Origin of the sequence: Streptacidiphilus neutrinimicus, from assembly GCF_000787815.1 — a bacterium.
GTDB lineage: Bacteria > Actinomycetota > Actinomycetes > Streptomycetales > Streptomycetaceae > Streptacidiphilus > Streptacidiphilus neutrinimicus.
The window spans coordinates 239107-262698 of sequence record NZ_BBPO01000002.1 but is presented as its reverse complement, the minus strand read 5'-3'; the positions used below and the strand labels follow the sequence as shown (position 1 = coordinate 262698).

The 23592-nt window shown below is 72.9% G+C and carries 21 protein-coding genes and 2 pseudogenes; 14 read left to right on the top strand and 9 right to left on the bottom strand.

Features of this window, described 5'->3' with window-relative positions:
* Positions 1-76: 76 nt before the first annotated feature.
* Entirely contained in the window at positions 77-1471 is a 1395-nt protein-coding gene (locus tag TR48_RS02680; protein WP_042364135.1) for a purine-cytosine permease family protein, read from the bottom strand.
* A 161-nt stretch (positions 1472-1632) separates the two neighbouring features.
* On the opposite strand from TR48_RS02680, the gene TR48_RS02675 reads away from it, so the two are divergent.
* Together TR48_RS02675 and TR48_RS02670 are read left to right on the top strand one after the other, a co-directional pair.
* The gene (locus TR48_RS02675) at positions 1633-1902 is read left to right on the top strand and encodes a hypothetical protein (RefSeq protein ID WP_052442351.1); all 270 of its coding nucleotides are present in this window, start codon (positions 1633-1635) and stop codon (positions 1900-1902) included.
* A 7-nt stretch (positions 1903-1909) separates the two neighbouring features.
* Positions 1910-2296 carry a PPOX class F420-dependent oxidoreductase gene (locus TR48_RS02670; protein WP_042364134.1) on the top strand — a complete coding sequence of 129 codons (387 nt, stop codon included), beginning with the start codon at positions 1910-1912 and terminating at the stop codon, positions 2294-2296.
* 219 nt (positions 2297-2515) lie between these two features.
* Here TR48_RS02670 and TR48_RS02665 read toward each other — a convergent pair whose 3' ends face one another.
* Positions 2516-3079, bottom strand: coding sequence for a redoxin domain-containing protein (locus tag TR48_RS02665; RefSeq protein ID WP_052442350.1), 564 nt, complete (start codon positions 3077-3079; stop codon positions 2516-2518).
* Between TR48_RS02665 and TR48_RS46765 the strand changes: the two genes are divergently transcribed.
* From TR48_RS46765 to TR48_RS02650, 3 genes are all read left to right on the top strand, one after another.
* Positions 3066-3554: a helix-turn-helix domain-containing protein gene (locus TR48_RS46765; RefSeq protein WP_052442349.1), complete on the top strand. Its 489-nt coding sequence runs from the start codon at positions 3066-3068 to the stop codon at positions 3552-3554. The genes TR48_RS02665 and TR48_RS46765 overlap by 14 nt on opposite strands.
* A 71-nt stretch (positions 3555-3625) precedes the next feature.
* Positions 3626-5095, top strand: coding sequence for an APC family permease (locus tag TR48_RS02655; RefSeq protein WP_042364133.1), 1470 nt, complete (start codon positions 3626-3628; stop codon positions 5093-5095).
* Between the two features lie 39 nt (positions 5096-5134).
* Complete coding sequence (locus tag TR48_RS02650) at positions 5135-5875, top strand: FadR/GntR family transcriptional regulator (RefSeq protein ID WP_042364132.1); 741 nt, start codon at positions 5135-5137, stop codon at positions 5873-5875.
* A gap of 24 nt (positions 5876-5899) precedes the next feature.
* Here the strand turns inward: TR48_RS02650 and katG are convergent, their stop codons facing one another.
* A complete protein-coding gene (gene katG, locus TR48_RS02645; RefSeq protein WP_042364131.1) occupies positions 5900-8125 on the bottom strand; it encodes a catalase/peroxidase HPI in 2226 nt (741 codons plus the stop codon).
* A 325-nt stretch (positions 8126-8450) separates the two neighbouring features.
* Here katG and TR48_RS02640 point away from each other — a divergent pair, with 325 nt between their 5' ends.
* From TR48_RS02640 to TR48_RS02620, 5 genes and pseudogenes are all read left to right on the top strand, one after another.
* Positions 8451-9620 (top strand): zinc-dependent alcohol dehydrogenase family protein, encoded by a 1170-nt coding sequence (locus TR48_RS02640; protein WP_042364130.1) that lies wholly within the window; start codon positions 8451-8453, stop codon positions 9618-9620.
* Positions 9621-9683: 63 nt separating this feature from the next.
* The gene (locus tag TR48_RS02635; protein ID WP_042364129.1) at positions 9684-10319 is read left to right on the top strand and encodes a VOC family protein; all 636 of its coding nucleotides are present in this window, start codon (positions 9684-9686) and stop codon (positions 10317-10319) included.
* A 43-nt stretch (positions 10320-10362) separates the two neighbouring features.
* The gene (locus TR48_RS02630; protein ID WP_042364128.1) at positions 10363-10872 is read left to right on the top strand and encodes a GNAT family N-acetyltransferase; all 510 of its coding nucleotides are present in this window, start codon (positions 10363-10365) and stop codon (positions 10870-10872) included.
* A 142-nt stretch (positions 10873-11014) separates the two neighbouring features.
* Positions 11015-12079, top strand: coding sequence for a phosphatidylinositol-specific phospholipase C domain-containing protein (locus TR48_RS02625; protein ID WP_052442348.1), 1065 nt, complete (start codon positions 11015-11017; stop codon positions 12077-12079).
* A gap of 88 nt (positions 12080-12167) precedes the next feature.
* Positions 12168-12620, top strand: a pseudogene (locus tag TR48_RS02620) (carboxymuconolactone decarboxylase family protein); the annotation flags it as partial.
* Positions 12621-13083: 463 nt separating this feature from the next.
* Here the strand turns inward: TR48_RS02620 and TR48_RS02615 are convergent.
* The 3 genes from TR48_RS02615 to TR48_RS02605 form a co-directional block, all read right to left on the bottom strand.
* Positions 13084-14091 (bottom strand): ABC transporter substrate-binding protein, encoded by a 1008-nt coding sequence (locus TR48_RS02615; protein ID WP_042364127.1) that lies wholly within the window; start codon positions 14089-14091, stop codon positions 13084-13086.
* A 65-nt stretch (positions 14092-14156) separates the two neighbouring features.
* Positions 14157-15194, bottom strand: coding sequence for an ABC transporter permease (locus tag TR48_RS02610; RefSeq protein ID WP_042364126.1), 1038 nt, complete (start codon positions 15192-15194; stop codon positions 14157-14159).
* Positions 15191-16060 carry an ATP-binding cassette domain-containing protein gene (locus tag TR48_RS02605; protein WP_084728709.1) on the bottom strand — a complete coding sequence of 290 codons (870 nt, stop codon included), beginning with the start codon at positions 16058-16060 and terminating at the stop codon, positions 15191-15193. Before TR48_RS02605 ends, TR48_RS02610 begins: the two co-directional genes overlap by 4 nt.
* Before the next feature lie 192 nt (positions 16061-16252).
* On the opposite strand from TR48_RS02605, the gene TR48_RS02600 reads away from it, so the two are divergent.
* Positions 16253-17281 carry a LacI family DNA-binding transcriptional regulator gene (locus TR48_RS02600; RefSeq protein WP_042364125.1) on the top strand — a complete coding sequence of 343 codons (1029 nt, stop codon included), beginning with the start codon at positions 16253-16255 and terminating at the stop codon, positions 17279-17281.
* Positions 17282-17296: 15 nt separating this feature from the next.
* Here TR48_RS02600 and TR48_RS45120 read toward each other — a convergent pair.
* A pseudogene (locus tag TR48_RS45120) lies at positions 17297-17569 on the bottom strand (RraA family protein); the annotation flags it as partial.
* A gap of 155 nt (positions 17570-17724) precedes the next feature.
* Here TR48_RS45120 and TR48_RS02590 point away from each other — a divergent pair.
* Entirely contained in the window at positions 17725-18744 is a 1020-nt protein-coding gene (locus TR48_RS02590) for a maleylacetate reductase (RefSeq protein WP_174501663.1), read from the top strand.
* 118 nt (positions 18745-18862) lie between these two features.
* Here the strand turns inward: TR48_RS02590 and TR48_RS02585 are convergent, their stop codons facing one another.
* Complete coding sequence (locus tag TR48_RS02585) at positions 18863-19390, bottom strand: hypothetical protein (RefSeq protein ID WP_042364123.1); 528 nt, start codon at positions 19388-19390, stop codon at positions 18863-18865.
* 238 nt (positions 19391-19628) lie between these two features.
* On the opposite strand from TR48_RS02585, the gene TR48_RS02580 reads away from it, so the two are divergent.
* The gene (locus TR48_RS02580) at positions 19629-19892 is read left to right on the top strand and encodes a DUF2630 family protein (protein WP_042364243.1); all 264 of its coding nucleotides are present in this window, start codon (positions 19629-19631) and stop codon (positions 19890-19892) included.
* 131 nt (positions 19893-20023) lie between these two features.
* Positions 20024-20731 carry an SDR family NAD(P)-dependent oxidoreductase gene (locus tag TR48_RS02575; protein ID WP_042364122.1) on the top strand — a complete coding sequence of 236 codons (708 nt, stop codon included), beginning with the start codon at positions 20024-20026 and terminating at the stop codon, positions 20729-20731.
* 27 nt (positions 20732-20758) lie between these two features.
* On the opposite strand, the gene TR48_RS02570 is transcribed toward TR48_RS02575, so the two are convergent.
* The coding region (locus TR48_RS02570; RefSeq protein WP_063770883.1) for an aminotransferase at positions 20759-23592 on the bottom strand (2834 nt) is incomplete at its 5' end.

The window sequence follows — 23592 nt, the reverse complement described above, 5'->3', positions numbered from 1 at the left end:
CCCCCGCCGACCCCACCCCCACCGATCGGCCGTCGCCGCGATTCGCGGCGGCGGCCGATCCGCGTGCGGCGGCGGCTCAGGCGTTCGGCCGGACCTGCTCCCGCGCCGGGGCGGCGGACGGCGCGGCCGGGCGCGGGATCGCGTACGGGCGCATGAGGAGGTAGTAGAGGACCGCGGAGAGGATCAGGCCGAGGATCCAGGAGATGTCCGCGCCGCCGAGGTGGGCGACCATCGGGCCGGTGTAGTAGCTGGTGCTGACGAAGGGCACCTCGACCGCGACGCCGACCAGGTACGCGGCCATGGTGCGCCAGTTGACGCGGCCGTAGCGGCCGTCGGCGTCGAAGAGCGCCGGGATGTCGTACTGCTCGTGGCGGATCAGGTAGAAGTCGACCAGGTTGACCGCGGTCCACGGCACCAGGAAGTACGTCAGCAGCAGGATGAAGTTCTCGAAGGTGCTGAGGAAGTCGGCCTGGGCCAGCAGGGCCAGGCCGGTGCCGACGGCCGCCGCGCCGAGGATGAAGGCGGCGCGCACGCCCTGGCCGACGCGGAAGCGGAAGACGGCGCCGAGCGTGGTCGTGGTGGACATGAACGCGCCGTAGAGGTTGAGCACGTTGACCGCGAGCACCCCGAGCACGACGACGAGGAAGAACACGCCCGAGACCGAGCGGGGCGCGAGGCCCACGACGTAGGCGACCGAGTCGGCGCCGAATGCCTTGGGCGCGACCGCGGCGGCGACGCAGCCGAAGGCCATCATCCAGATGCTGGCGCCGACCGAGCCGGCGTAGGTCCAGCCGAACGCGGCCGCGCTGCTGGTGTTCTCGGGCAGGTAGCGCGAGTAGTCGGCGACATAGGGCGCGTAGGTGATCTGCCAGGTGGCGGCGATCGAGACGACGAGCAGGAAGGTGCCGACGTCGAGGGAGCCCGCGTGCCACAGGCCGGCCGGGTGGGGGGCCGCGAGCAGCCGGTAGCTCAGGTAGACGAAGCCGACGGCGCTGACCAGGCTGATCCAGCGCTCCACCTGGTGGATCAGCCGGTAGCCGTAGAGCGCCAGCACGACACAGACGGCGGACACCGCGACGACGCAGGCGGAACGCGGCAGGCCGGTCCACGCGGCCAGCGCCGAGCCGCCGAGGACGGAGCTGCTGGCGAAGAACCCGACGTACATCAGGATGACCAGGAGCAGCGGCAGCACCGCGCCCAGCACGCCGAACTGGGCCCGGCTCTGGATCATCTGCGGGATGCCGAGCTTGGGCCCCTGCGCCGAGTGCAGCGCCATGCAGACGCCGCCGAACAGGTTGCCCACCACCAGAGCCAGGACCGCCCAGGGCAGCGGCAGGCCGAGGACCACGCCCAGCGCGCCGGTGACGATGGTGGTGATCTGCATGTTCGCCGCGAACCAGACGGTGAACAGCGACCGCGGCTTGCCGTATCTCTCGTCGGCAGGCACGTACTCCAGGGCGCGTTGCTCCATGAGGCCACCTTTGGTGAGGCGAGGTGTGGGGTGGACCACATCTTTGTGTATGGAGTCAGGCAGGTGTCAAGAGTATGAATGAGAACTTTCAGTCCGTGGACGCGCCGGCGATCCGGCGCGGTCGTGATGCGTGCGCCCGGGCGGCGCGGGATCGTGGAGGGGTGGGCATCATCGTGCTGATCGAACCGCAGGCGGGGCACACCCCGAACCTCGACGGCAAGAGCTGGGTGGTCGGCGGCCTGAAGGCCGTCCACGCCGCGTCGTCCGCCCCGGAGGCACCGGACGATCCGGGCGAGCAGACCCTGTGCGGCCTGGACACCGCGCCGATGGAGAAGCACAGCTACCACCCGACGGCGCCCGGCTCGCACTGGTACCCGCCGAACCTGACCCCGTGGCTCTGCCACACCTGCGACACCGCACTGAAGCAGTGAGCCCGACATGACCGACTCCACCGCCTTCACCGCCTTCACCGCCGCGCAGCGCGCCTACCTCGACGGCCAGCGGCTCGGCCGGATGGCCACGGTCGACCAGGCCGGGCAACCGCAGGCCAATCCGGTCGGGTTCTTCCCCCAGGACGACGGCACGATCCTGATCGGCGGCCTGCGCATGGGCGCCACGAAGAAGTGGCGCAACCTGCAGGCCAACCCCAGGATCTCGCTCGTCGTCGACGACCTGGTGAGCACCCACCCCTGGCGCGTGCGCGGCGTCGAGATCCGCGGCACCGCCGAACTGCTCACTGGCCCACACGAGTTGGGCCCCCACTTCAGCCCGGAGGTGATCCGGGTCCACCCGGAACACGTCATCAGCTGGGGCCTGGACGACTGACCGCCTGGCGGGGAAAAGCGCCGGACGGAGCCGGAGCCGACGGAGCGTCGGCGGTGGGCCCTGGGCTGGATCGGCAGCCACTACAGCAACCGTGACCTGCTGGTCCCTCCTCCACCTACCCCCCGCGGGCGCGTCACCGCCGGTCCGGTGGTGGTCGACACGATGGTCGCCCGGCTCGCGAGCGGGGCCCGACGGGCCGGGCGCGGTCGGCGGCCGGCCCTACCGGTACGGATAGTGCTGGGAGTGGTCGCCCGCGTCCCAGGCGGCGCGGAGGCCGGGGACGGTCGGATCCCAGTCCGGGCGGACCTCGCGGGTGACCTCGCGCAGGTCGCGGCGGAGGTCCTCGATCGAGGGGCGGCCCCAGTACCAGTAGCCGTTGTAGACGCTGTGGATCACCAGGCCCGGCTTGAGCACGAGCGTGTGCGGAATCATCGGGTCATGGGTGGTGTCCGTGTACTCCTGGATGTCCAGATCCTGCTGCACCTTACGGCCCACGTCGGACAGGAAGGTCCACTGCGCGCCGACGGCGGCGCGGAACTCGTTCAGCTCGAAGAGGTTGTCCGTGGCGATGGTCACGACCTTGGTGTAGGCGACGGCGATCTCGGCCCAGTGGGCGGCGAGTTGGAGATGCTGCTGATGATCCTTGGGGCAGAAGTGGCCGCGCGAGAGGATCAGCACCATCGGGTCGCCGCCCTGCAGATCGCTCAGAGTGCGGCGGGCCTTGGTGTGGTCGGTCAGCTCGTAGTCAGGGAAGACCCCACCCGGCACGATGTCGGCGCGCATTCTCGGCTCCTTACGGTTCTTCTGGCTACGGACGATCTCCATCATCCCCCGACCGCTCCGCCGCCGGGGCCTTTCGCGGCGACCGGCCCGGCCGGGTGACGTTCGTCGGCGCGGTCCTGCGGGGTGCCCTGCGGGATGTCCACGCAGTCGGGCAGTACGACGGGACTGTGCGCCCGAGGCGCTGATCGTCGACGCGCTCCAGCGGGCCTGGCCCGCCGACGACGTCGGCGCGAGCGACGCGCTGGGCTCGCTGACCGCGCACGGCCGCGTCGACTCCGGCTCCCTGCTGGAGACCCTCGCCGCCTTCCCGGAGCCGGACGGGTCCTGGTCCCGTGCGGCCCACGCGCTGCACGTGCACGTCAAAACCGTGCACTCCCGGGTGCGCCGGATCGGTGAGTTGACGGGCCGTGACCTGGCGCGGCTGGAGGACCAGAACGAACCTGCGAGCGGCCCTCCTGTGCGAACCCTTGTTTAACTGATCGGGTTGAACTATTTTCTCGGCACGCCACCCACCTGCGCCCACACCCGCACCGCGCGCGAAGGAGCATGCCTGTGTCCGAGCAGACCGTCGCCTCCCCCACCGTCAGAACCCAACGCCTGAACGGCGGCGTGCTGGGCATGGTCGACATCGCCGCGGCGACCATGGCCAACATCGGCCCCGCGATGAGCTTCTTCTTCGGCTTCGGCTTTTTGGCCACCACCGCCGGGGTGGCCTCCCCGCTCACCGTCATCGCCGCCGGCATCGCCGTGGCGCTGCTGGGCAACACGCTCGCGCAGTTCTCCCGGGCGCACCCCTCGGCGGGCAGCTTCATCACCTTCGTCGGCAAGACCTTCGGCCCGACCAGCGCCGTCACCACCGCGCTGCTGGCAGGGCTCGGCTACATCATCGCCATGGCGTCCGTGATCGCCGTCTCCGGCGGGTTCCTGGAGACGACGCTGCACCACTACCTCAAGTGGAACGTCCCCTGGATCATCTGGACGCTGGTCCTGACCGGCGTCGCCGTCGTGCTGATGGTGCGCGGCATCGCCGTCTCCACCAAGCTCGCCGGGCTCTTCTTCGGCGTCGAGATGCTGGTGCTGGTCGTCGTCTCCGTCGCGGCCATCGTGAACCACGCCGGGCACCTCTCCCTCGCCCCGTTCGAGCCGAGCCGGATCAGCGGCGGCTTCCAGGGCCTGGCGGAGGGCTTCCCGCTCGCGGTCTACCTCTTCATCGGCTGGGAGAACTCCGCCGCGCTGGCCGAGGAGACGCAGGACCCGCGGCGCAACGTCGGCCGCGCCGTCTTCCTCTCCATCGGCGTCATGTCCGTCAGCTACGTGCTCTTCTCCTACGCCACCCTGACCGGTTTCGGCTACGACGTCACCAAGGTCGGCGCCTCCGCGGTCCCGTTCATCGACGTGGCCCAGGGGACCCTCGGCGTGCTGGCCTTCTTCGCGTACCTCGCCGGGCTCACCTCGACCCTCGGCGCGCTGATCGCGGGCACCAACTCCCAGGCCCGGCTGGTCTTCAACGCTGGTCGCGAGGGCCTGCTGCCCAGCGCGATCGGCGCGGTGCACCCCACCCGGCGCACGCCCACCCGGGCCATCCTCACCTTCGTCGCCATTTCGCTGCTGATCATCGGCGGCTGGGGCCTCGGCCACCTGCTCGGCGGCCACGCCGCCTCGGGGGCGATGGACCCGATGGTCTTCTTCGCCGAGTCGTCCACCATGGGCACGATCCTGGTGCTACTGGTGTACCTCGCGTCCAACGTGGCATTGCCGTTCTACTACCGGCGCTACCGGCCCAGCGAGTTCCAGTGGGTGCGGCACGCGCTGCTGCCCGGCCTCGGCGCGGCGGCGATCCTGGTGCCGCTCTACTATCTCGTGAAGCCCGGCCAGCCCAGCCCGTACGACTGGTTCCCCTACCTCGCCCTCGGCATCCTGCTCGCCGCGCTCGCCTACGCCGCGGTGCTGGTCCGCCGCGATCCGACGCTGGGCGACCGCGTCGGCTCGATCGTCGCGGACAGCCACGCGGGCTAGGCGCGTAGGCCGAGGGACGGCGAGAGTTAGGGTGACCGCGTGGTGAGCAGCGCGGGCAAGTTCGGCCCCTACAACCAGGCGGCTCCGTTCCCCGCCTTCTCCGGGGCCGGACCACAGACCGGCGCCGACCTGGTCCGTTCACGCATCGCGCTGCTCGTCCGGCTCTCCGCGCTGCGGCCGGGCGACCGGCTCCCGGACACCGGCCGTCTCGCCGAGCAGCTCGGCATCGGCGAGATGACGGTGCGCCGCGCCCTGGAGGGCATGTGCCAGGACGGGCTGCTGGACCGCCGGCGCGGCCGCACCGGCGGCACCTTCGTCTCCGCCGACTGGCACGCGGTCGTGCCCGCCTGCCACGACCCGGCCGCCGCGGCGGCGGTCGACGCGTTCCTGCTGCTGCTGGAGTGCGGGCTGGTCGCCCACGCCTCAGGCGAGGTCGCCGCCGAGCATCTGAAGGGCCTGCGGGACGTGGTGGACCGCACGCGGGAGGCGGGCCCGGACCCGGCCGCGCTGCTGGAGCTCACGACCCGATTCCATCTGGACCTGGCCGAGACCCTGGGCGGCCCCGCCGTGCGCGAGGTCGCCGCGGACCTGCTCGGCCGGCTCAGCCTGCTGGGGGCGCCGCCGGACGCGGATGCGATCCTGCGCCGGAACCGCTGCTGCGAACGGCTGTTGACCCACCTCGCGGCGGGCCGGACCGACCGGGCCGTCGGCGCGGTCAAGGAGCTCCACGCGACGACGTCCGGGCCGGTCGGGCAGACCGGCCCGGACGCTGCGAGCTGAGAGCGGACGCCAGGGCCTACGACGTCAGCGCACGTCGTAGCGGTCCAGGTCCATGACCTTGGCCCAGGCGGCGACGAAGTCCGCCGCGAACTTCTCGTGCGCGTCGTCGCACGCGTAGACCTCGGCCACGGCGCGCAGCTCGGAGTTGGAGCCGAAGACCAGGTCGGCGCGGCTGCCGGTCCAGCGGACCCGGCCGGAGGCGTCGCGGCCCTCGAAGGCGCTCGCGTCCTCGGCGACCGGGGTCCAGGTGGTGTCCAGGTCGAGCAGGTTGACGAAGAAGTCGTTCGTCAGCGTGCCCGGCCGGTCGGTGAACACGCCGAGGGAGGAGCCCTGGTGGTTGGCGCCCAGCACGCGCAGACCGCCGACCAGGACCGTCATCTCCGGCGCCGACAGCGTCAGCAGATTGGCCTTGTCCAGCAGCAGGTACTCCGCGCCGAGGGTGTTACCCTTGCCGAGGTAGTTCCGGAAGCCGTCCGCGACCGGCTCCATGGCCGAGAAGGACTCGACGTCGGTCAGGTCCTGCGTCGCGTCCCCGCGGCCCGGGGTGAACGGCACCTCGACCCTCAGCCCGGCGTCCCGCGCGGCCTGCTCCACGCCCACGCCGCCGGCCAGCACGATCACGTCGGCGAGGGAGACCTGCTTGCCGCCGGACAGCCCGGCGTTGAACGCCTGCTGCACGCCCTCCAGCGCCCGCAGCGCGACTGCCAGCCGGTCGGGGTCGTTCACCTCCCAGCCGGCCTGCGGCTGCAGCCGGACCCGGGCGCCGTTCGCGCCGCCGCGCTTGTCGCTGCCACGGAAGGATGAAGCGGAGGCCCAGGCTGTGGAGACCAGCTGCGCCACGGACAGGCCCGCCTCGGCGATCTTCGCCTTGAGCTTGGTGATGTCCGAGGCGTCGAGCCGCGAACGGGACTCGGCGGGCACCGGGTCCTGCCAGAGCAGCTGCTCGGCCGGGACCTCGGGGCCGAGGTAGCGGGCGATCGGGCCCATGTCGCGGTGGGTCAGCTTGAACCAGGCGCGCGCGAAGGCGTCCGCGAACGCGGCCGGGTCGGCCAGGAAGCGGCGTGAGATCGGCTCGTAGATCGGGTCGTAGCGCAGGGAGAGGTCCGTCGTGAGCATGGTCGGCTGGTGCTTCTTGGCCGGGTCGAACGGGTCCGGGACGGTGCCCGCGCCGCCGCCGTCCTTCGGACGCCACTGGTTGGCGCCCGCCGGGGACTTGAACAGCTCCCACTCGTAGCCGAAGAGGATCTCGAAGAAGCTGTTGTCCCAGGTGGTCGGGGTGTCCGTCCAGATCCCCTCGAGGCCCGAGGTGATCGCGTCCGCGCCCTTGCCGGTGCCGAAGGTGGACCGCCAACCGAGGCCCTGCTGCTCGATCGGCGCGTCCTCCGGGTCGGGGCCGACGTTGTCGGCCGGGCCCGCGCCGTGGGTCTTGCCGAAGGTGTGGCCGCCCGCGATGAGCGCGACCGTCTCCTCGTCGTTCATCGCCATCCGGTAGAACGTCTCGCGGATGTCGCGCGCGGCGGCGATCGGGTCCGGCTTGCCGTTGGGGCCCTCGGGGTTGACGTAGATCAGGCCCATCTGGACCGCGCCCAGCGGGTTCTCCAGCTGACGGTCGCCGGTGTAGCGCTCGTCGCCGAGCCAGGTGGTCTCCGGGCCCCAGTACACGTCCTCGTCCGGCTCCCAGGCGTCCTCGCGGCCGCCGCCGAAGCCGAACGTCGTGAAGCCCATGTCCTCCAGCGCGACGTTGCCCGCGAGGATGATCAGGTCGGCCCAGGACAGGGACTTGCCGTACTTCTTCTTCACCGGCCACAACAGGCGGCGGGCCTTGTCGAGGCTGGCGTTGTCGGGCCAGGAGTTGAGCGGGGCGAAGCGCTGCTGGCCGGTGCCGCCACCGCCGCGGCCGTCGCGGATGCGGTAGGTCCCGGCGCTGTGCCAGGCCATGCGGATGATGAACGGCCCGTAGTTGCCGAAGTCCGCCGGCCACCAGTCCTTCGAGGTGGTGAGCACCGTGCCGATGTCGCGCTTGACCTCCGCCAGGTCGAGGGCGCTGAACGCGGCCGCGTAGTCGAAGCCCTCACCCAACGGGTTCGCCACCGCTGGGTTCTTCGCCAGGATCCGCAGGTTCAGCCTCTCCGGCCACCACTGGCGGTTCCCCCCGCCCTGCGTCGGGTGCGGCGCGCGCCCGTGCGCGACGGGGCAACCACCCGCGCCCCCCTCATTCGCTTCGAGATTGACGTCAATGTTCTCGGACATGGCAATCCTTCCGGGGTGGTCGAGCAAGTCCGAAGTCTGGCTGGCGGAAGAAGCGAGGGCACTCAGGCGCGCCGAGAACACGGCGGACCCGCGTCCCCCGTCTCTGCACTGTACCCATCACGACGGCCCGTGGCCGAGGACACGACGCCCGGTTCTCCGTCCGCGAACTCCCGCCCGCTTTCGCCCGGACTGACGGGGCCTGGTCCTATTCTCACGCGCGTGCAGCGGGAAAAGGCAGACCCCCCACGACCTCCGTTAGGTTGGGCGCGGGAACGACACGGGAACGGCGCGGGAACGGCACTGAAGCGGCGAGGGGAGCGGCGAGTTGCGCGCGGTGGTGATGGATCGGATCGGGGAGCCGGTCGTCGTACGGGAGGTGCCGGACCCGACGCCGCCCGCGGGCGGCGTCGTGGTGCGGGTGCACGCGACCGGGCTGTGCCGCAGCGACTGGCACGCCTGGGCGGGCCACGACGATGTCGCGCTGCCGCACGTGCCCGGGCACGAGCTGGCCGGGGTGGTCGCCGAGGTCGGGACAGGCGTCGAACGCTGGGCGGTCGGGGACCGGGTGACCGTGCCCTTCGTGTGCGGGTGCGGGCGCTGCTCCTACTGCCGCTCCGGCGACGCACAGGTCTGCCCGCGGCAGCAGCAGCCGGGCTTCACGCACTGGGGCTCCTTCGCCGAGCTGGTCGCGCTCCACGCCGCGGACACCAACCTGGTGGCGGTGCCCGACGGGGTGTCCTTCGCCGCCGCGGCGAGCCTGGGCTGCCGGTTCGCGACCGCGTTCCGCGCGCTGACCGGCCGGGCCCGGCTGGAGGCCGGCGAGTGGCTGACCGTGGTCGGCGCGGGCGGCGTCGGACTGAGCGCCGTGATGATCGCGAAGGCGCTGGGCGCGCACGTCGTGGCCGTCGACCGCCACCAGGTCGCGCTGGACGCGGCGCGCGCCCTCGGCGCGGACCGCGTCCTGCTGGCGGACGACGTGCCCTCGGCCGATCGGCCCGTGGACGACGTGGCCTCGGCCGATCGGCCCGTGGACGACGTGCCCTCGGGCGGTCGGCCAACGGAGGGCGCGCCCGAGGACGGGGTGCCCGCGGACGGTCAGCCCGGCTCTGACGTCGCGGCGCGGGTGCACGAGCTGACCGGAGGCGGCAGCCACGTCGCCGTGGACGCCGTAGGCAGCGAGCGGACCTGCGTGGACGCGGTGCTGAGCCTGCGGCGTCGCGGCCGCCACGTGCAGGTCGGCCTGCTGCCGCCGGTCGCGGGGCACCCGCGGGTGCCGATGGACCGCGTCATCGGGTGGGAGCTGGACCTGCTGGGCAGCCACGGCATGGCAGCGGCCGACTACCCGGCGATGCTCGCGCTGATCGCGAGCGGCGCGCTGCGTCCGCAGCGGCTGATCGAGCGGGTCGTGGGGCTGGACGAGGCGGCCGCGCTGCTGCCGGGCTTCGACCGCGCCTCCCCCGCCGGCATGACGATGATCGATCCGCTCCGCGGCTGACGCGGCCGTCCCGGCGGGCGTGGCGTGGGCGTTCACGCCGGTCCGCCGGGTCATGATGGCGCGGTGCGACTTGATCACGTTTCCTACGCGGTGGCCCGCGACAGCTTCGTCTCGACGGTTCAGCGGATCGGCTCGGCGCTCGGAGCCGGGTTCGTGGACGGGGGCGTGCACCCTCGCTTCGGCACCCGCAACTTCGTCCTCCCGCTGGCCGGCGGCACCTACGTCGAGGTGGTCACCACACTCGACCACCCCGCCGCCGACCGCGCGCCCTTCGGGCAGGCGGTGGCCCGCCGGGCGGCCGAGGGCGGCGGCTGGCTCGGCTGGGTGGTCTCCGTCGACGACATCGGCCCGGTCGAGGAGCGGCTCGGCCGCACCTCCGCCGAGGGGCACCGGGTCCGGCCCGACGGCTTCGACCTGCGATGGAAGCAGATCGGCCTGCTGGAGCTGATGGAGGATCCGCAACTCCCCTACTTCCTGCAGTGGTTGGTGCCGACGGAGGAGCGCCCGAGCGCGGACCCGCGCACCTCGGCCCGGATCCAGGGCGTCTCCATCGCGGGCGACCCAGCCGCCATCGCCGAGTTCCTCGGCGAACCGGCGGACCACCCGCTGGACCAGATCGACGTGACCTGGGTCGAGGATGAGGAACCCGGCCTGGTCTCCGTCGAGTTCGCCACCCCCAAGGGCCCGGTCACGATCTGAGGCCGTCTTCCGGCCCCGGTGTGCGGTGGTGCACAGTGACCGCATGTCGATCCCGTACGCCCCGATGCCGACGCACCTGGAGACCGAACGGCTGCGGCTCGAGCACTGGACCGACGGCGACGCCGAGGACCTCTGCCTCCTGGTCGCCGAACGCGGGGCCGCGACGGCGCCGCGGGTCGAGCGCGCCCGCGAGATCCTCGCCGAGGGGCGCGCCGCGACGGCGACGACCGGTCTGGCGCTGTTGCGCGTCACGCGTCTCGCCGAGGGGGACTTCATCGGCTACTGCGGACTCGTGGTGGGTCGCACGACCGTCGACGAGCCGGAGATCGCCTACGAGCTGCTCCGGAGCTCCCACGGGCACGGCTACGCGACCGAGGCGGCGCGCGCCGTGCTCGACGCCGCCACGGCGACGGGCCGTCGGCGGCTGTGGTCCACCGTCCGTCCCTGGAACGCCCCTTCGTTCCGCGTGCTGGCGAAGCTCGGCTTCGAGCGGGACCGCGTCTCGAAGGAGGAGAGCGGCGAGTTGGTCTGGCTCACCCGCGCCCTGCCGTGACCACGGCCGCTGATCCTGCTCTTTGACGAAGCGTCACCCTCACGCCATCCGCCGGGGTTACCATCACGCCGCGTGCATGCCAAGAAAGCCTGCGCGCGGCCGACGCGTCCCGTCGGCCCCCTTCCGCCGTCCCGGAGGACCGATGGCCGCCTCACGTCGCCCCGTCCAGCGTCGTCTCGTCTCGTGCCTGCTGACCGCCGCCGCATGCCTGTTCCCGTTCGCGCTGCCGAGCGGGACCGCCGCCGCGCAGGACACCGGCGACCTCTCGCTGGCCGCGGGCACCTCGGTCGGGCTGCACAACACCTACAACGACACCGCCGCCTTCCCCTACCTCGCGCAGGCGCTGGACGCGGGCACCTCGCTGGTCGAACTCGACACCTGGGTCGACCCGTTCACGCTTGAGTGGAAGGTCAGCCACGCCAATCCGCTGGGCAACTCCAACAACTGCGTCGACGCCAACACCGCGGCCGACCTCTACCGGGGCGGCGCCAACAAGGACCTCGGCAGCTGCCTGGACGACATCCGCATCTGGCTGGCCGCGCACCCCGGCCACCCGCCGATCATGATCAAGCTCGAGATGAAGGCCGGCTTCGACGCCACCGTGGGCCTCGGCCCCACGCAGCTGGACTCCCTCGTGCAGGCCCACCTCGGGTCCGACGTCTACCGGCCGGCCGACCTGATGGCCGGCTACCCGTCCCTGGACGCGGCGGCGCGCGCCGACGCGTGGCCGAAGCGCTCCGCGCTCGCGGGCAAGGTGGTCATCGAGGCCATCCCGGGCACGTTCGAGCAGAACAACCCCTTCGACCACCTGTGGACCGACACCGAGTACGCCCAGCACCTGGCCGCCCTCCAGGCCGCGGGCAACCTGGGCCAGGCCCAGATCTTCCCCTCCGTCCTCGGCGCCGCCTCCGGCGACCCCCGCACCCGCTACTCCGACGCGACCCTGCGCCCGTGGTTCGTCGTCTTCGACGGCGACGCCCACGCCTACGTCGACGGCGGCATCGACACCTCCTGGTACGACGCCAACCACTACCTGCTGGTGATGACCGACGCCCAGAACGTCGACCCGGCGATCTCGGACACCGCCCCCTCCCAGGCGGACGCCAGCGCGCGAGTGGCCCAGCTGGCCGCCGCGCACGCGTCCTTCGTCTCCTCCGACTGGACGGGCCTGCCGTCGGTGCTGTCCGAGCAGCTTCCGCGCGGCTGATCCGGGAATTCCCGGGGCCCGCTGTCACACTCGCGCTCCGCCGTCTGTCATACCTGTGAAAGCGTCGACAACGGCAAGGAGATTCGTCATGGAAGCCCGCCTGAACCTGTTCGGCAGCGGCATCGGCCCCGCGCTGTTCAAGTACGTCAACTCCGCGGGCAAGGTCGTCTCCGACTCGACCCTGCCGCACGCCACGCAGGAGCTGGTGAAGATCCGCGCCAGTCAGATCAACGGCTGCGGCTTCTGCACCGACATGCACACCAAGGACGCCACCGCCGCCGGAGAGACGGCCCAGCGCCTCAACCTGGTGGCGACCTGGCGCGAGGCCACGGTCTTCACCGAGGCCGAGCGCGCGGCCCTGGAACTGGCCGAACAGGGCACCCGCATCGCCGACGCGGCCGGCGGCGTCAGCGACGAAGCGTGGCAGAACGCGGCAAAGCACTACGACGACGAGCAGTTGGCCGCGCTGATCGGTCTCATCGCCGTCATCAACGCCTACAACCGCATCAACGTGATCAACCGCCAGCCCGCCGGCGACTGGCCGAAGTCGGTGGCCGAACGGAGAAGCAGGACGGGAGAAGCGCCCGAACCGAGCTCGGTTCGGGCGGCCATACCAGAGTCCCTCCGCCGTCCTGTTCCTGCCGTCACCCTAGGAGCCCGTCGTCTGACGCGCCTGCGTCAGAGGGAAGAGTTTCGCGCAGCCCGCGCCCCGTGGAGCGCGAGAACGTCGAGCAAGTGAGGGAATGGCTCGCGACTGGCAGCGCTGTCAGGTCCGCACACGCTTCGGCGGAGATCCTGGTGGAGAAGGCGGCCGCGCTGGTGTTCCAGGGCGACCGGTCGTGGTGTGACCACGTTCGTGGTGACCGTCCGTTGGGACAGTCGGCAGCCGACCCCGGGGGCGCCGTCGCTCGTACGTCACGACATGGCCCTCCTGAGCGCTGTACCGTCGCACCTCCCGTCGGCGGCCGGACTCCGGCCGCCGACGGGAAACCTGGGACTGCAGCTCAGCAGGCGGCCTTGTAGACGTACTTGGCGACCTGCGGGTCGTTCAGGTTGTCCTTGGTGATGGCCACCATGGTCGTGCCGAGGGATGCCTGGACCGGCTTCCCGGCGAAGGACGCGGCGAGTTGGTCCACCGCCTCGGTGCCGATCGCGGCCGGGTCCTGGGCGACGAGGACCTGCAGGGTGCCGTTCTTGAGGGCGGTGATCTCGTCGGGCTCGGCGTCGAACGCGGCCACCTTCACCACGCCCTGCTTGCCCGCCTGGGCGAGGCCGGTCGCCACGCCCTGCCCGGTGTTGGTGTTGCCCGCGAAGACCCCGCCGAGGTCGGGGTGCGCGGCCAGGGTGGACTGGATCTGGGAGGCCGCCGTCGCCGGCAGGTCGTTGTCGTAGAGGGTCGGCAGCACCTTGATGCCCGGATACTTGGCCATCTCCTCGGTGAAGCCCTTGATCCGGGCGTCCGTCGTGGAGATGCCGGGCTTCACGCTGATGACGATGACGGAGCCCTTCTCGCCCATCTGCTTGGCCAGCGCGTCGGCCGCGACCTGCCCGCCCTTCTCGTTGTCGGAGGAGATCCGGGTGATCCCCACGGAGGAGTCCGTGACGGAGGTGTCCACCAGCGCGATCTTCGTCCCGGAGGACTGGATCTGCTTGAGCGACGGCGTGAGCGCCTCGGTGTCCACCGGGGAGATCATCAGACCGTCCGGGTGGGACGCGCCGACGGAGTCGATCAGCGGACGCTGCACGGAGACGTCCCACTGCGCGGAGCCGTCCGCGGTGAAGGTGATGCCCTTGGCCTTGGCCTCGGCCTGCGCCGCGCAGGTCATGGTGATGTAGAAGGGGTCGCTCTTGACGCCGGTGATCATGGCGATCTTCTTGCCCGCCGCCCCGCCTCCGGCCGACCCCGTGCTGCCGGAGGAGCTGCAGGACGCCGTGGTGGCCAGGGCGAGGGCGACCGTGGCGGCCGCGAACAGTGCGCGCTTGCGAGGGGTCGGCGATGTGGTGCTCGACATGGTGGTGTGGTGTCCTCTCTTGCGGCTGTGGCTTGCGGCTGTGGGCTCCGCTCCGGGCTCCCGCTTCAGTTGCGCTCGCGCGTGCGGCGGCGCATCTGGTCGATGTAGACGGCGGCGACCAGGACCACGCCCACCGCCACGTCCTGCCAGTACTGCTGGACGCCGATGACGATCAGTCCGGTGTTCAGCACGGCCGGGATGAACACGCCGATGACGGTCCCCAGCACCGAGCCGCGCCCGCCGAAGAGGCTCGTGCCGCCCAGCACCACCGCCGTGATGACCTTGAGGTTGTCGGTCGAGTGGCCGGCGATCGAGGTGGTGCCGTAGGAGGCCAGCCACATCACCGCGCCGAGCCCGGCGAGCAGACCCATCAGGGCGTAGACCTTGACCAGGTGCGCGCCGACGCGGATGCCCGCGCGGCGGCTCGCGGCCGGGTTGGAGCCGATGGCGAAGGTGTGGGTGCCGAACCGGGTGAGGCCCAGCACCAGGCCGAACACCAGCGTGACGACCGCGGCGAGGATCACCAGCCATGGAATGCCGAGCAGCTTGCCGTAACCGAGCGTGTTCTGCAGGTTGTTCGCCGCGGTGTCGGCCGGATCCTGGCCGCCGGTCGCGAGTTCGGCGATGCCGAGCGCCGCCCCTAGGCCGCCGAGGGTGACGATGAGCGGCGGCACCTTCTCCGTCGCGACGACGGCCCCTTGGAGCGCGCCCCAGGCGGCGCCGACCGCGAGCGCGATGGCCACGCAGGCCGCGACCGTGCCCCAGCCCGCTCCGGCTCCGCCGTGGTGGATGTTCCACTCCCCCGCCGCGACCGCGGCCAGGACGAGCACCGAGCCGATCGACAGGTCGATGCCCGCGGTGATGATCACGTACGTCATGCCGACGCCGAGCACCAGGTAGATCGCCGCGTTGACGGCGATCTGGGTGAGGTCGTAGGTGGTGAAGAACTTGCCGGGGGCGGCGATGGTGAAGAACACGACGAGCGCGGCGAGGATGAGGAAGGTCCACAGTTCGCCGATCCCGGCGGCCCGGCGCAGCAGCGGCGGCGTCCGGGCGACGAACGTCCGCGCGGGCGGACGCTGCCCGGTCTCGGTCGTCGTCATCGGACCTCCTCGTCGGACGGCTGCGGCTCGGCCTGCGGCTCGAGCCGCTGCTCGGGTCGCGACTCGGCTCGCACTTCGGCTTGCATCTCGGGTTCCTGCGGGGACGGCAGGTCGGCGCGGTCCAGGGAACCGGTCATCGCGCCGACCAGCTCCTCGATCGAGGTGTCCGCCGCCCGCAGCGAGGCGACGCGGCGGCCCAGCCGGAGCACCTCCACCCGGTCCGCGACCGACAGCACCTCGGGCATGTTGTGACTGATCAGCACGACGCCGATGCCACGGTCCGCCACCCTCCGCACGGTCTCCAGCACGCGTGCGCGCTGGACCACGCCCAGCGCGGCGGTGGGTTCGTCCAGGAAGACGACCCGGTTGGCGAAGGCCACCGCGCGGGCCACGGCAACGGACTGGCGCTGGCCGCCGGAGAGGGCGGCCACGGGGACGGTGGGGTCCTTGAGGGTGACGCCGAGCTCGGCGAAGGCGCGCACCGCGTCGCGGCGCATGGCCGACCGGTCCAGTACGCCGAGCCGGCCCAGCACGCCCTTGCGTACCAGCTCACGGCCCAGGTAGAGGTTGGCCGGAGCGTCCAGGTCCTGTGCCAGGGAGAGATCCTGATAGACCGTCTCCACTCCGGCGCGCCGCGCGTCCTGCGGCCCGCCGAAGCGCACCGGCGCTCCGTCCAGCAGGATCTCCCCGCCGTCCGGGGCGAGGACGCCGGAGAGGACGCCCACCAGCGTCGACTTGCCCGCGCCGTTGTCGCCGATCAGGGCGACCACCTCGCCGGCGTAGGCCGCGAAGTCGGCTCCCTGCAACGCCTGCACATGCCCGAACCGCTTGATCACGCCGCGTGCTTCCAGCAACGGCTCCGCCACGGCACACCTCCCCCGCGAGACGACGAGGACAACGTTGTCGTCGTTGGCTTCGGATTGAACAGGTAAGCTGACAGCACGTCAATGCCTCACGCAGGCCTGTCGTTTGTCTCCACGAAATCGGCAACGTTGTCTATGCTGTGCCGCAGTCCGGCGTTCCCGCAGGCGTTCCCCGGAAGGGACGGTGGCCCGCAGATGCCCGCCAGCACGGATCGTCCCGGAGGCTCGATCAGGCCCACCATGAAGGACGTCGCCGCGGCGGCGGGCGTCGGCCTGAAGACCGTCTCGCGCGTCGTCAACGGCGAGGCCGGGGTCAGCGAGGCCACGGCCGGGCGCGTGCGCGCCGTCATCGACCAGCTCGGCTTCCGCCGCAACGACGGCGCCCGGCTGCTGCGTCAGGGCGCGCGGACCGGCAGCGTCGGCCTGCTGCTGGAGGACGTCGCCGATCCGTTCTACTCGCAGCTGAGCCGGGCCGTCGAGGAGGTCGTGCGCGCCCACGACTCACTGCTGCTGACCGGTTCCTCCGCCGAGGACTCCGCGCGCGAGCGCGCCCTCGCGCTCGGCTTCTGCGCGCGGCGCGTGGACGGGCTGATCGTGGTGCCCACCTCCGCCGACCACGCCTACCTCGCCCCCGAGGCGGCCGCCGGCACGGCGCTGGTCAGCGTGGATCGCCCGATGCCCGGCCTGGAGGTGGACACCGTCCTCGCCGACAACCGCGCCGGAGCCGTCGCAGGCACCGCCCACCTGCTGCGCCAGGGCCACCGCCGGATCGGCTACCTCGGCGACGCCCCGGACATCTTCACCGCCGCGGAGCGGCTGGCCGGCTACCGGCAGGCCATGGCGGACGCGGGCTGCCCCGTCGAGGAGCCATGGATCGCCATGGGCCGCCCCGATCCGCTCGGTCTGCGGTTCGCGCTCGCGCGCATGCTCTCCGATCCGCACCCGGTCACCGCCCTGATGTGCGGCAACAACCGCACCACCGTCGCGGTGCTGCGCGAGCTGGCGGGGCGTCAGGAACGCCCCGCTTTGGTCGGGTTCGACGACTTCGAGCTCGCCGACCTGCTCGCCGTCCCGGTCACGGTGGTGGCGCAGGACCCGGCCCTGATGGGTCGCACCGCCGCCGAACTCCTCTTCCGCCGCCTCCGCGGCGAACCCGCCGCGCCTCAGCACATCCTCGTCCGCACCCGCCTCATCCCCCGCGGCTCCGGCGAGATCCCGCCCTGACGGGCCCTGCTCGGCGAAGCCGGCCTCAGCCGGGAGGGCGTCGACGCGGGCGCGGTGGTCGGCTCGCCAGTCGTCGAGGGTCTGCGCGGCCTCCTTCGCGACCCTTGGCCCGCACCGCCGAGAGGGTCTCCGCAGCGCGGGCGCGCGGGGTCACCACGACGCCCTCCTCGTCGGCGACCACGATGTCGCCCGCGTGCACGGTCACGCCCCGCAGACGGCGGGCTCCCCGAGCGGCCGGGCGGCGGCCTTGCCCCCGGGCACCGGCACCACGCCGCGCGCGAGCACCGGGTCGACGACCCGGAGCAGGCGGCCCGCCACGGCGTCACCGCGCCCTTCCGGCACGCGGACTTCGACGTGCGACTGGCGCGGGAGGTGCGGGAGGATCCACGGGAGGGGGAGGGGAAGGAGTGACCGTGCGGTCCTTCGTCTACGAGGCCCTGCCCATGCGGGTCGTCTTCGGGCCCGGCGCGCTGGGCTCCCTGCGCGCCGAGACGGAACGACTCGGGCTGCAGCGGGTGCTGGTGCTGTGCACGCCCGGTCAGCGCGCGCTCGCCGACCGGGCGGCCGCGCTGCTGGCCGAGCGGGCGGTCGGCGTCTTCGCGGAGGCCCGGATGCACGTGCCGGTCACGACGGTGGCCGCCGCGGCAAGGGCGGCGCGCGCCGCGGAAGCCGACGGCTGTGCGGCGGTCGGCGGCGGGTCGACGGTCGGGCTGGCCAAGGCGTTGGCGCTGCGCCACGGCCTCGCGGTGGTCGCCGTCCCGACGACCTACGCCGGCTCGGAGATGACGCCGATCTGGGGGCTGACCGAGAACGCCCGCAAGCAGACCGGCCGCGACCGCGCGGTGCTGCCGCGCACCGTCCTGTACGACCCGGAACTGACGCGCGCGCTGCCCGTCCCGGTGTCGGTGACCAGCGGTCTCAACGCGATGGCCCACGCCGTGGAGGCCCTGTACGCCCCCGACGGCTCCCCCGTCGTCGCCGCGATGGCCGAGCAGGGCGTGCGCGACCTCGCGGTCGCCCTGCCGGCGATCGCCGACCGCCCGGACGACCTGGACGCCCGCGCCGCCGCCCTGCAGGGCGCGTGGCTGTGCGGGGCCTGCCTCGGCGCCACCACCATGGGCCTGCACCACAAGCTCTGCCACGTCCTCGGGGGCCTGCTCGACCTCCCGCACGCGGAGACGCACGCGGTGATGCTCCCCTACGTCGCGGCCTTCGACCTGCCAGCCGCGCCGGAGGCCCGCGCGGCCCTGGCCCGCGCCCTCGGCGCGGACGACCCGGCCGCGGCGCTGGCGTGCCTCGCGGAGCGGCTCGGCGCGCCGCGGACCCTGCGCGGGCTCGGCGTGCGGCACGAGGACCTGGGCCGGGTGGCCGACGAGGTCCTGGCCGCGCCCTACGCCAACCCGCGCCCGGTCGGTCGCGCCGAGCTGGACGAGCTGCTGGAACGGGCCTGGTCGGGGACGTGACCGACGACCGGCCCGGACCACGCTCCGACCAGGCCCGCACAGACTCGGGCCCGCACAGACTCGGGCCGGGTCAGGCGGGGGCCGGGCCGGGCGGTGCCAGGCGAGGCCCGGCGCCGGGCTACGGCTGAGGCACGTAGCGGACCGTCAGGGTCGCCGAGCGGGCCGTCGCGCTGCCCGGCTCGGGGACGAACGCGACCGTGCCGGTGCCGGCGCAGGGCAGGACCAGGCTGGTCGGAATGGCCACCTTGACGGCGTAGAAGCCCAGCGTCACCGGCGGGGTCGTCGAGACGGGGCCGAAGTTCACCACCACGTCCGTGGCGGCGGAGCCCGTGTAGCCGACGTCGACGGTGCCGGAGGCGGGCGCGGGCAGGACCTCGACGGTCTGCCCGGGCAGGGGGTGGCCGGTCTCGCCCGCGGTGACGGGGCCGAAGCATGCCATCTGGATCGCGGCGTCGGTGCTTGCGCCGTCGACCAGGCCGGTGAAGAACTGGTTCGGACCGATCGGCGCGGGGTCGACGACGCCCGCGGCGTGGGCGGCGGGCGCGACGGCCGTGGCCAGGACGGCGGCCAGGCCGAGAGCTGCGGCGGCGGTGGCCGCGGCACGGAGCGGGTGACGCGTGGTGCGGGCGGATGTGCGCGATGCCATGAATTCCTCCCGGAGGTGCGGACCCGTGCGGCGCCCGGAGCCGGGCGCCCGACGCCATGGTGGAGCGCCTGGCAGGAACAGGGCAATGCTGCGGGGTTGAACATTCCGGGCGCCGGGCGCGCCACGCGATTCACCCTGCGGATCCTCGCCCGGCGCGGGAGACTGGGCTCTGATGCCCGAGGTCGCCCCTCTCCCCGCCGCCGGGCGGGGCGGCCCGACCGAGCGGACGGAGATCACCATGACCCAGCAGAGCCCCAGCGGCGAGGACTCCGTCCTCGCCCGGATCCACGAGCTCGTGGGCGAGGAGCGGGATCTGCGCGACCAGCTCGCCGCCCAGCAGATCGACGCCGACACCGAACGCGGCCGGCTGGCCGCCGTGGAGACCCAACTCGACCAGTGCTGGGACCTGCTGCGCCAGCGGCGGGCCCGTCTCGACGCGGGTCAGGACCCGGACGAGGCACGGGTGCGTCCGGCCTCGGAGGTGGAGAACTACCTGTCGTAGCCGGGGGGTCGTCGCCGGACGCTCGCCGGCTGCGGCGGAGGCCCGCCCGGATGTGTGGGCCACACGCGTCGCCCTGACGGTCGGCCGAAAATCCGTCGAGGCCGACGGGGGCCCGGGGCACGATGGTGCGTATGACGACGACATTGATCACCGGGGCCAACAAGGGCCTCGGCTTCGAGACCGCCCGCCGCCTTGTCGCGGACGGCCACACCGTCTACCTGGGCAGCCGGGACGAGGCACGCGGCCGCGCCGCCGCGTCGAACGTCGGCGCGCGGTTCGTCCAGCTGGACGTGACCGACGACGCCTCGGTCGAGGCGGCCGTGAAGTCCGTGGAGGCGGACGGCGGGCTGGACGTGCTGGTCAACAACGCCGGCATCGAGCAGTACTCCCCTGACGACCGCATCATCGGCGCTGCGGAGCTGACCGCCGACGTGATGCGCGACGTCCTGGAGACCAACGTGGTGGGCCTGGTCCGGGTGACCCACGCGTTCCTGCCGCTGCTGGCGCGCTCGGCCGCGCCGGTGGTGGTCAACGTCAGCAGCGGCCTGGCGTTCGTCAGCGAGGTGGCCGATCCCGCCAGTTCCCGCTACCACTACCCCGGCGTCGCCTACCCCGCGTCCAAGGCGGCGGTGAACATGATCACCGTCCAGTTCGCCAAGGCCTTCCCCGGCATGCGCATCAACGCCGTGGAGCCCGGCCACACCGCGACCGACATCAACCGGCACGCCGGCCGTCAGACCGTGGAGCAGGGCGCGGAGATCATCGTGCGGATGGCCTCCGTCGGTCGGGACGGCCCGACCGGCGGCTGCTTCACCGCGGACGGCCCGTTGACCTGGTGACCGCGCTCTCCGGCACCCGACCCGTGATCAGTGGCCCAGTTCCCCGAGCGCGCGGTCGAGCGTCGCGGTGAAGAAGTCGACGGCCTCCGCGTCGATGCACAGCGGCGGCTTGATCTTCAGCACGTTGAGGTGGTCGCCGGTGGGCTGGACGACCACACCGAGGCCGAGCATCCGGTCGCACAGCTCCGCCGTCTCCTCCGTGGCGGGCTCCAGCGTCGCGCGGTCGCGGACCAGTTCCAGACCGAGGTAGAGCCCCGAGCCGTGGACGGCGCCGACGAGCGGATGACGCTCGCCGAGCGCCTCCAGCCCGGCCTTCAGCCGCGCCCCGACGCGGACGGCGTTGCCCTGCAGGTCCTCGTCGCGCAGCACGTCGAGGACGGTGCTGCCGACGACGCTGGAGACGGGGCTGCCTCCGGTGGAGGAGAAGAAGTAGCCCTGATCCCGGTAGCGTTCGGCGACCGCCCTGGAGGTGATCACCGCGCCGAGCGGGTGCCCGTTGCCCATGGCCTTGGCGACGCAGACGACGTCCGGGACGACGCCCTGCTGCTCGAAGCCCCAGAACCAGTGCCCGAGCCGTCCGTAGCCGACCTGGACCTCGTCGGCGACGGCCAGGCCGCCGTGGCGGCGGACGGCGGCGTAGAGCTGCGCCAGATAGCCGTCGGGCAGGGCCACGCCGCCCGCGTTGCCGTAGAACGTCTCCGCGACGAAGGCTCCGGGCGCCCGCCCTGAGGCGGCGAGTGCGTCGATCTGCCGGACCGCCTCGGGCGCGTAGCGGGCGGCCTCGGCGCCCCGGTGGCGGCCCCGGTAGGAGTTGGGCGAGTCCACCGTGTGCACCCAACCGGGGCGGGTCGCCAGGGCGTTGGGGTTGTCCTGCAGGGAGGTGGACACGGCGTCGGAGGCGTAGGTCCAGCCGTGGTAGGCCTCGCGCAGCGCCACCACGTCGTGGCGGCCCGTCGCGCCGATGGCCAGACGGATGCCCAGATCCACGGCCTCCGAGCCGGAGTTGACGAGGAAGACGGTGTCCAGCGGCTCGGGCAGGAGCGCGGCGAGGCGCTCGCTGAACTCGACCACGGAGGCGTAGTGGAAGCGCGAGTTGGTGTTGAGCCGACGCAGCTGCCGGGTGACGGCCTGCTCTACGGCGGGGTGGGCGTGGCCGATCGCACTGACGTTGTTGACGATGTCGAGGTAGGCGCGGCCCTGGTCGGAGACCAGGTGGTGCCGCCAACCGCGCTCGATCCGCGGCGGGTCGTCGTAGTAGTGCCCCTGCACGGCGGCGAAGGAGGCCGCGCGCCGCGCCAACAGGTGGCTCTCCACAGGACTTTCGGCGCCGGGCAGGCCCAGCAACGGCGTCGGGTCGGCGGTGAGGGCGAGCCACCCGGCGGCGTACTCGGGCCGGACCAGCCGCGGCACCTCGGGCGGCCCGGCTCGGTGCAGCGCGATGTGGACGCGGGCGCCGGCCCGCAGTGCGACGAGCGGGTCCCCGGCTCGGGCCAAGGCGTCGGCCCGGACGAGGGCCCGGCCGTCGTCGAAGGACAGACGGAGCGTCAAATCACCGCCGTCGAAGGTGTGGCAGATGTCGCCTCCGGGCCCGTCGTCCGCGGCGCGCAGGACGCGTCCGGACACGGGGGCCCGCACGACCACGTCGCGGCCGACCCAGAGGTCGAGGCCGGTGGGGACGGTGGCGGGCGAGGTGGCGGCCAGAGCCTGGGAGCGGCTCAACCGCGGCCTGCCGTACGGCGCGAGGACCGCGGCCGCGCCCTCGCCGAGCAGCGCCCCGGCGAGCCGGTCCTCGACCCCCGCCTCCAGCCACGCGCCGCGGTCCATGGCGTCGGAGTCGGCGGACAGGTCGAGCAGGGCGATGTCGTCCGCCTTCAGCTCCGCGACGAGGGCCGCAACGGCCTCGGGGGCCTCGACCGCATCCCGCGCGCTGGCGGGCGCGGGCGCGTCCAGACCGAGCCGGTGAAGGACGAGGCCGGTCATCACCTCCGACGGCACGCTCGTCGCCTGCTCGAAGATCCGCCACTCACGGTCCAGCGCCGCGCGGGCGTAGGCGTTGCCGTCGCCGTCGACCGCGGCCTGGTGGCGGCCGCTGGCCACGAGTGTCGCGGCGCGCAGCACCACGAGCGGCCACAGCGCCCGCGCCTCGGCGGTGCTGAGCGGGCGCTCGGCGTGGAAGGCCGTGACGGCGGGCAGCACCTCGTGCGGCTCCACGCCGTCGTGATGCAGCAACGAGGAGAGCGGGACGGCGAGTTCGCTGACGGCCCAGCTCGTGGCGACGTCGCCGAAGTCGATGACGCCGTCCGGGGTGCGCAGCGGGTCGCCCACGGCGGCGACCAGGTTGTCGTCGGTCAGGTCCATGTGCACGGCCTGGCGCGGCAGTTGCTCGCGCAGGGCGTCGAGCGCGCGCCAGGCGTGCTCAGCGGCGGCCGCGACCGCGGCGCGCTGGGCCGGGTCGTCGACGTGCTCCAGCAGCAGGGCGAGGACGCGGTCGGCGTACTGGAGGTCCCACTGCAGCACCCGGTCGAGCCCGGGATGGTCGAAGTCTCGCAGCGTGGCGCTGACCCGGCCCGCGATCGCGCCCATCGCCGCGACGGCGCGCGACGACAGGTGGCGCGGTCCGGTGAGCGTGCCGCCCGGCAGATACCGCAGCAGCCGGGCCGTGACCGGCCCGGACGCGGTCTCCACGACGGCGGACCGCGCGGCGCCGTCCTCCGCGCGCAGCACGGTGGCGACGCGCAGCGCGGGGTGCGCGGCCGCGATCCGGTCCGCGGCCGCGTCCTGCGCCTCGATCTCGGCGGGGCCGAACGCCGGGTTGGCGATCTTCAGCACGGCGACGGCCGCGCCGTTCTCGCCGCGCACCA

Bases quoted from the DNA above. Each gene is read 5' to 3' on its own strand.
- TR48_RS02680 (WP_042364135.1), bottom strand. From the start codon at position 1,471: ATGGAGCAACGCGCCCTGGAGTACGTGCCTGCCGACGAGAGATACGGC.
- TR48_RS02670 (WP_042364134.1), top strand. From the start codon at position 1,910: ATGACCGACTCCACCGCCTTCACCGCCTTCACCGCCGCGCAGCGCGCC.
- TR48_RS46765 (WP_052442349.1), top strand. From the start codon at position 3,066: ATGTCGGCGCGCATTCTCGGCTCCTTACGGTTCTTCTGGCTACGGACG.
- TR48_RS02665 (WP_052442350.1), bottom strand. From the start codon at position 3,079: ATGCGCGCCGACATCGTGCCGGGTGGGGTCTTCCCTGACTACGAGCTG.
- TR48_RS02655 (WP_042364133.1), top strand. From the start codon at position 3,626: ATGCCTGTGTCCGAGCAGACCGTCGCCTCCCCCACCGTCAGAACCCAA.
- katG (WP_042364131.1), bottom strand. From the start codon at position 8,125: ATGTCCGAGAACATTGACGTCAATCTCGAAGCGAATGAGGGGGGCGCG.
- TR48_RS02630 (WP_042364128.1), top strand. From the start codon at position 10,363: ATGTCGATCCCGTACGCCCCGATGCCGACGCACCTGGAGACCGAACGG.
- TR48_RS02625 (WP_052442348.1), top strand. From the start codon at position 11,015: ATGGCCGCCTCACGTCGCCCCGTCCAGCGTCGTCTCGTCTCGTGCCTG.
- TR48_RS02615 (WP_042364127.1), bottom strand. From the start codon at position 14,091: ATGTCGAGCACCACATCGCCGACCCCTCGCAAGCGCGCACTGTTCGCG.
- TR48_RS02610 (WP_042364126.1), bottom strand. From the start codon at position 15,194: ATGACGACGACCGAGACCGGGCAGCGTCCGCCCGCGCGGACGTTCGTC.
- TR48_RS02600 (WP_042364125.1), top strand. From the start codon at position 16,253: ATGCCCGCCAGCACGGATCGTCCCGGAGGCTCGATCAGGCCCACCATG.
- TR48_RS02590 (WP_174501663.1), top strand. From the start codon at position 17,725: ATGCGGGTCGTCTTCGGGCCCGGCGCGCTGGGCTCCCTGCGCGCCGAG.
- TR48_RS02585 (WP_042364123.1), bottom strand. From the start codon at position 19,390: ATGGCATCGCGCACATCCGCCCGCACCACGCGTCACCCGCTCCGTGCC.
- TR48_RS02580 (WP_042364243.1), top strand. From the start codon at position 19,629: ATGACCCAGCAGAGCCCCAGCGGCGAGGACTCCGTCCTCGCCCGGATC.
- TR48_RS02575 (WP_042364122.1), top strand. From the start codon at position 20,024: ATGACGACGACATTGATCACCGGGGCCAACAAGGGCCTCGGCTTCGAG.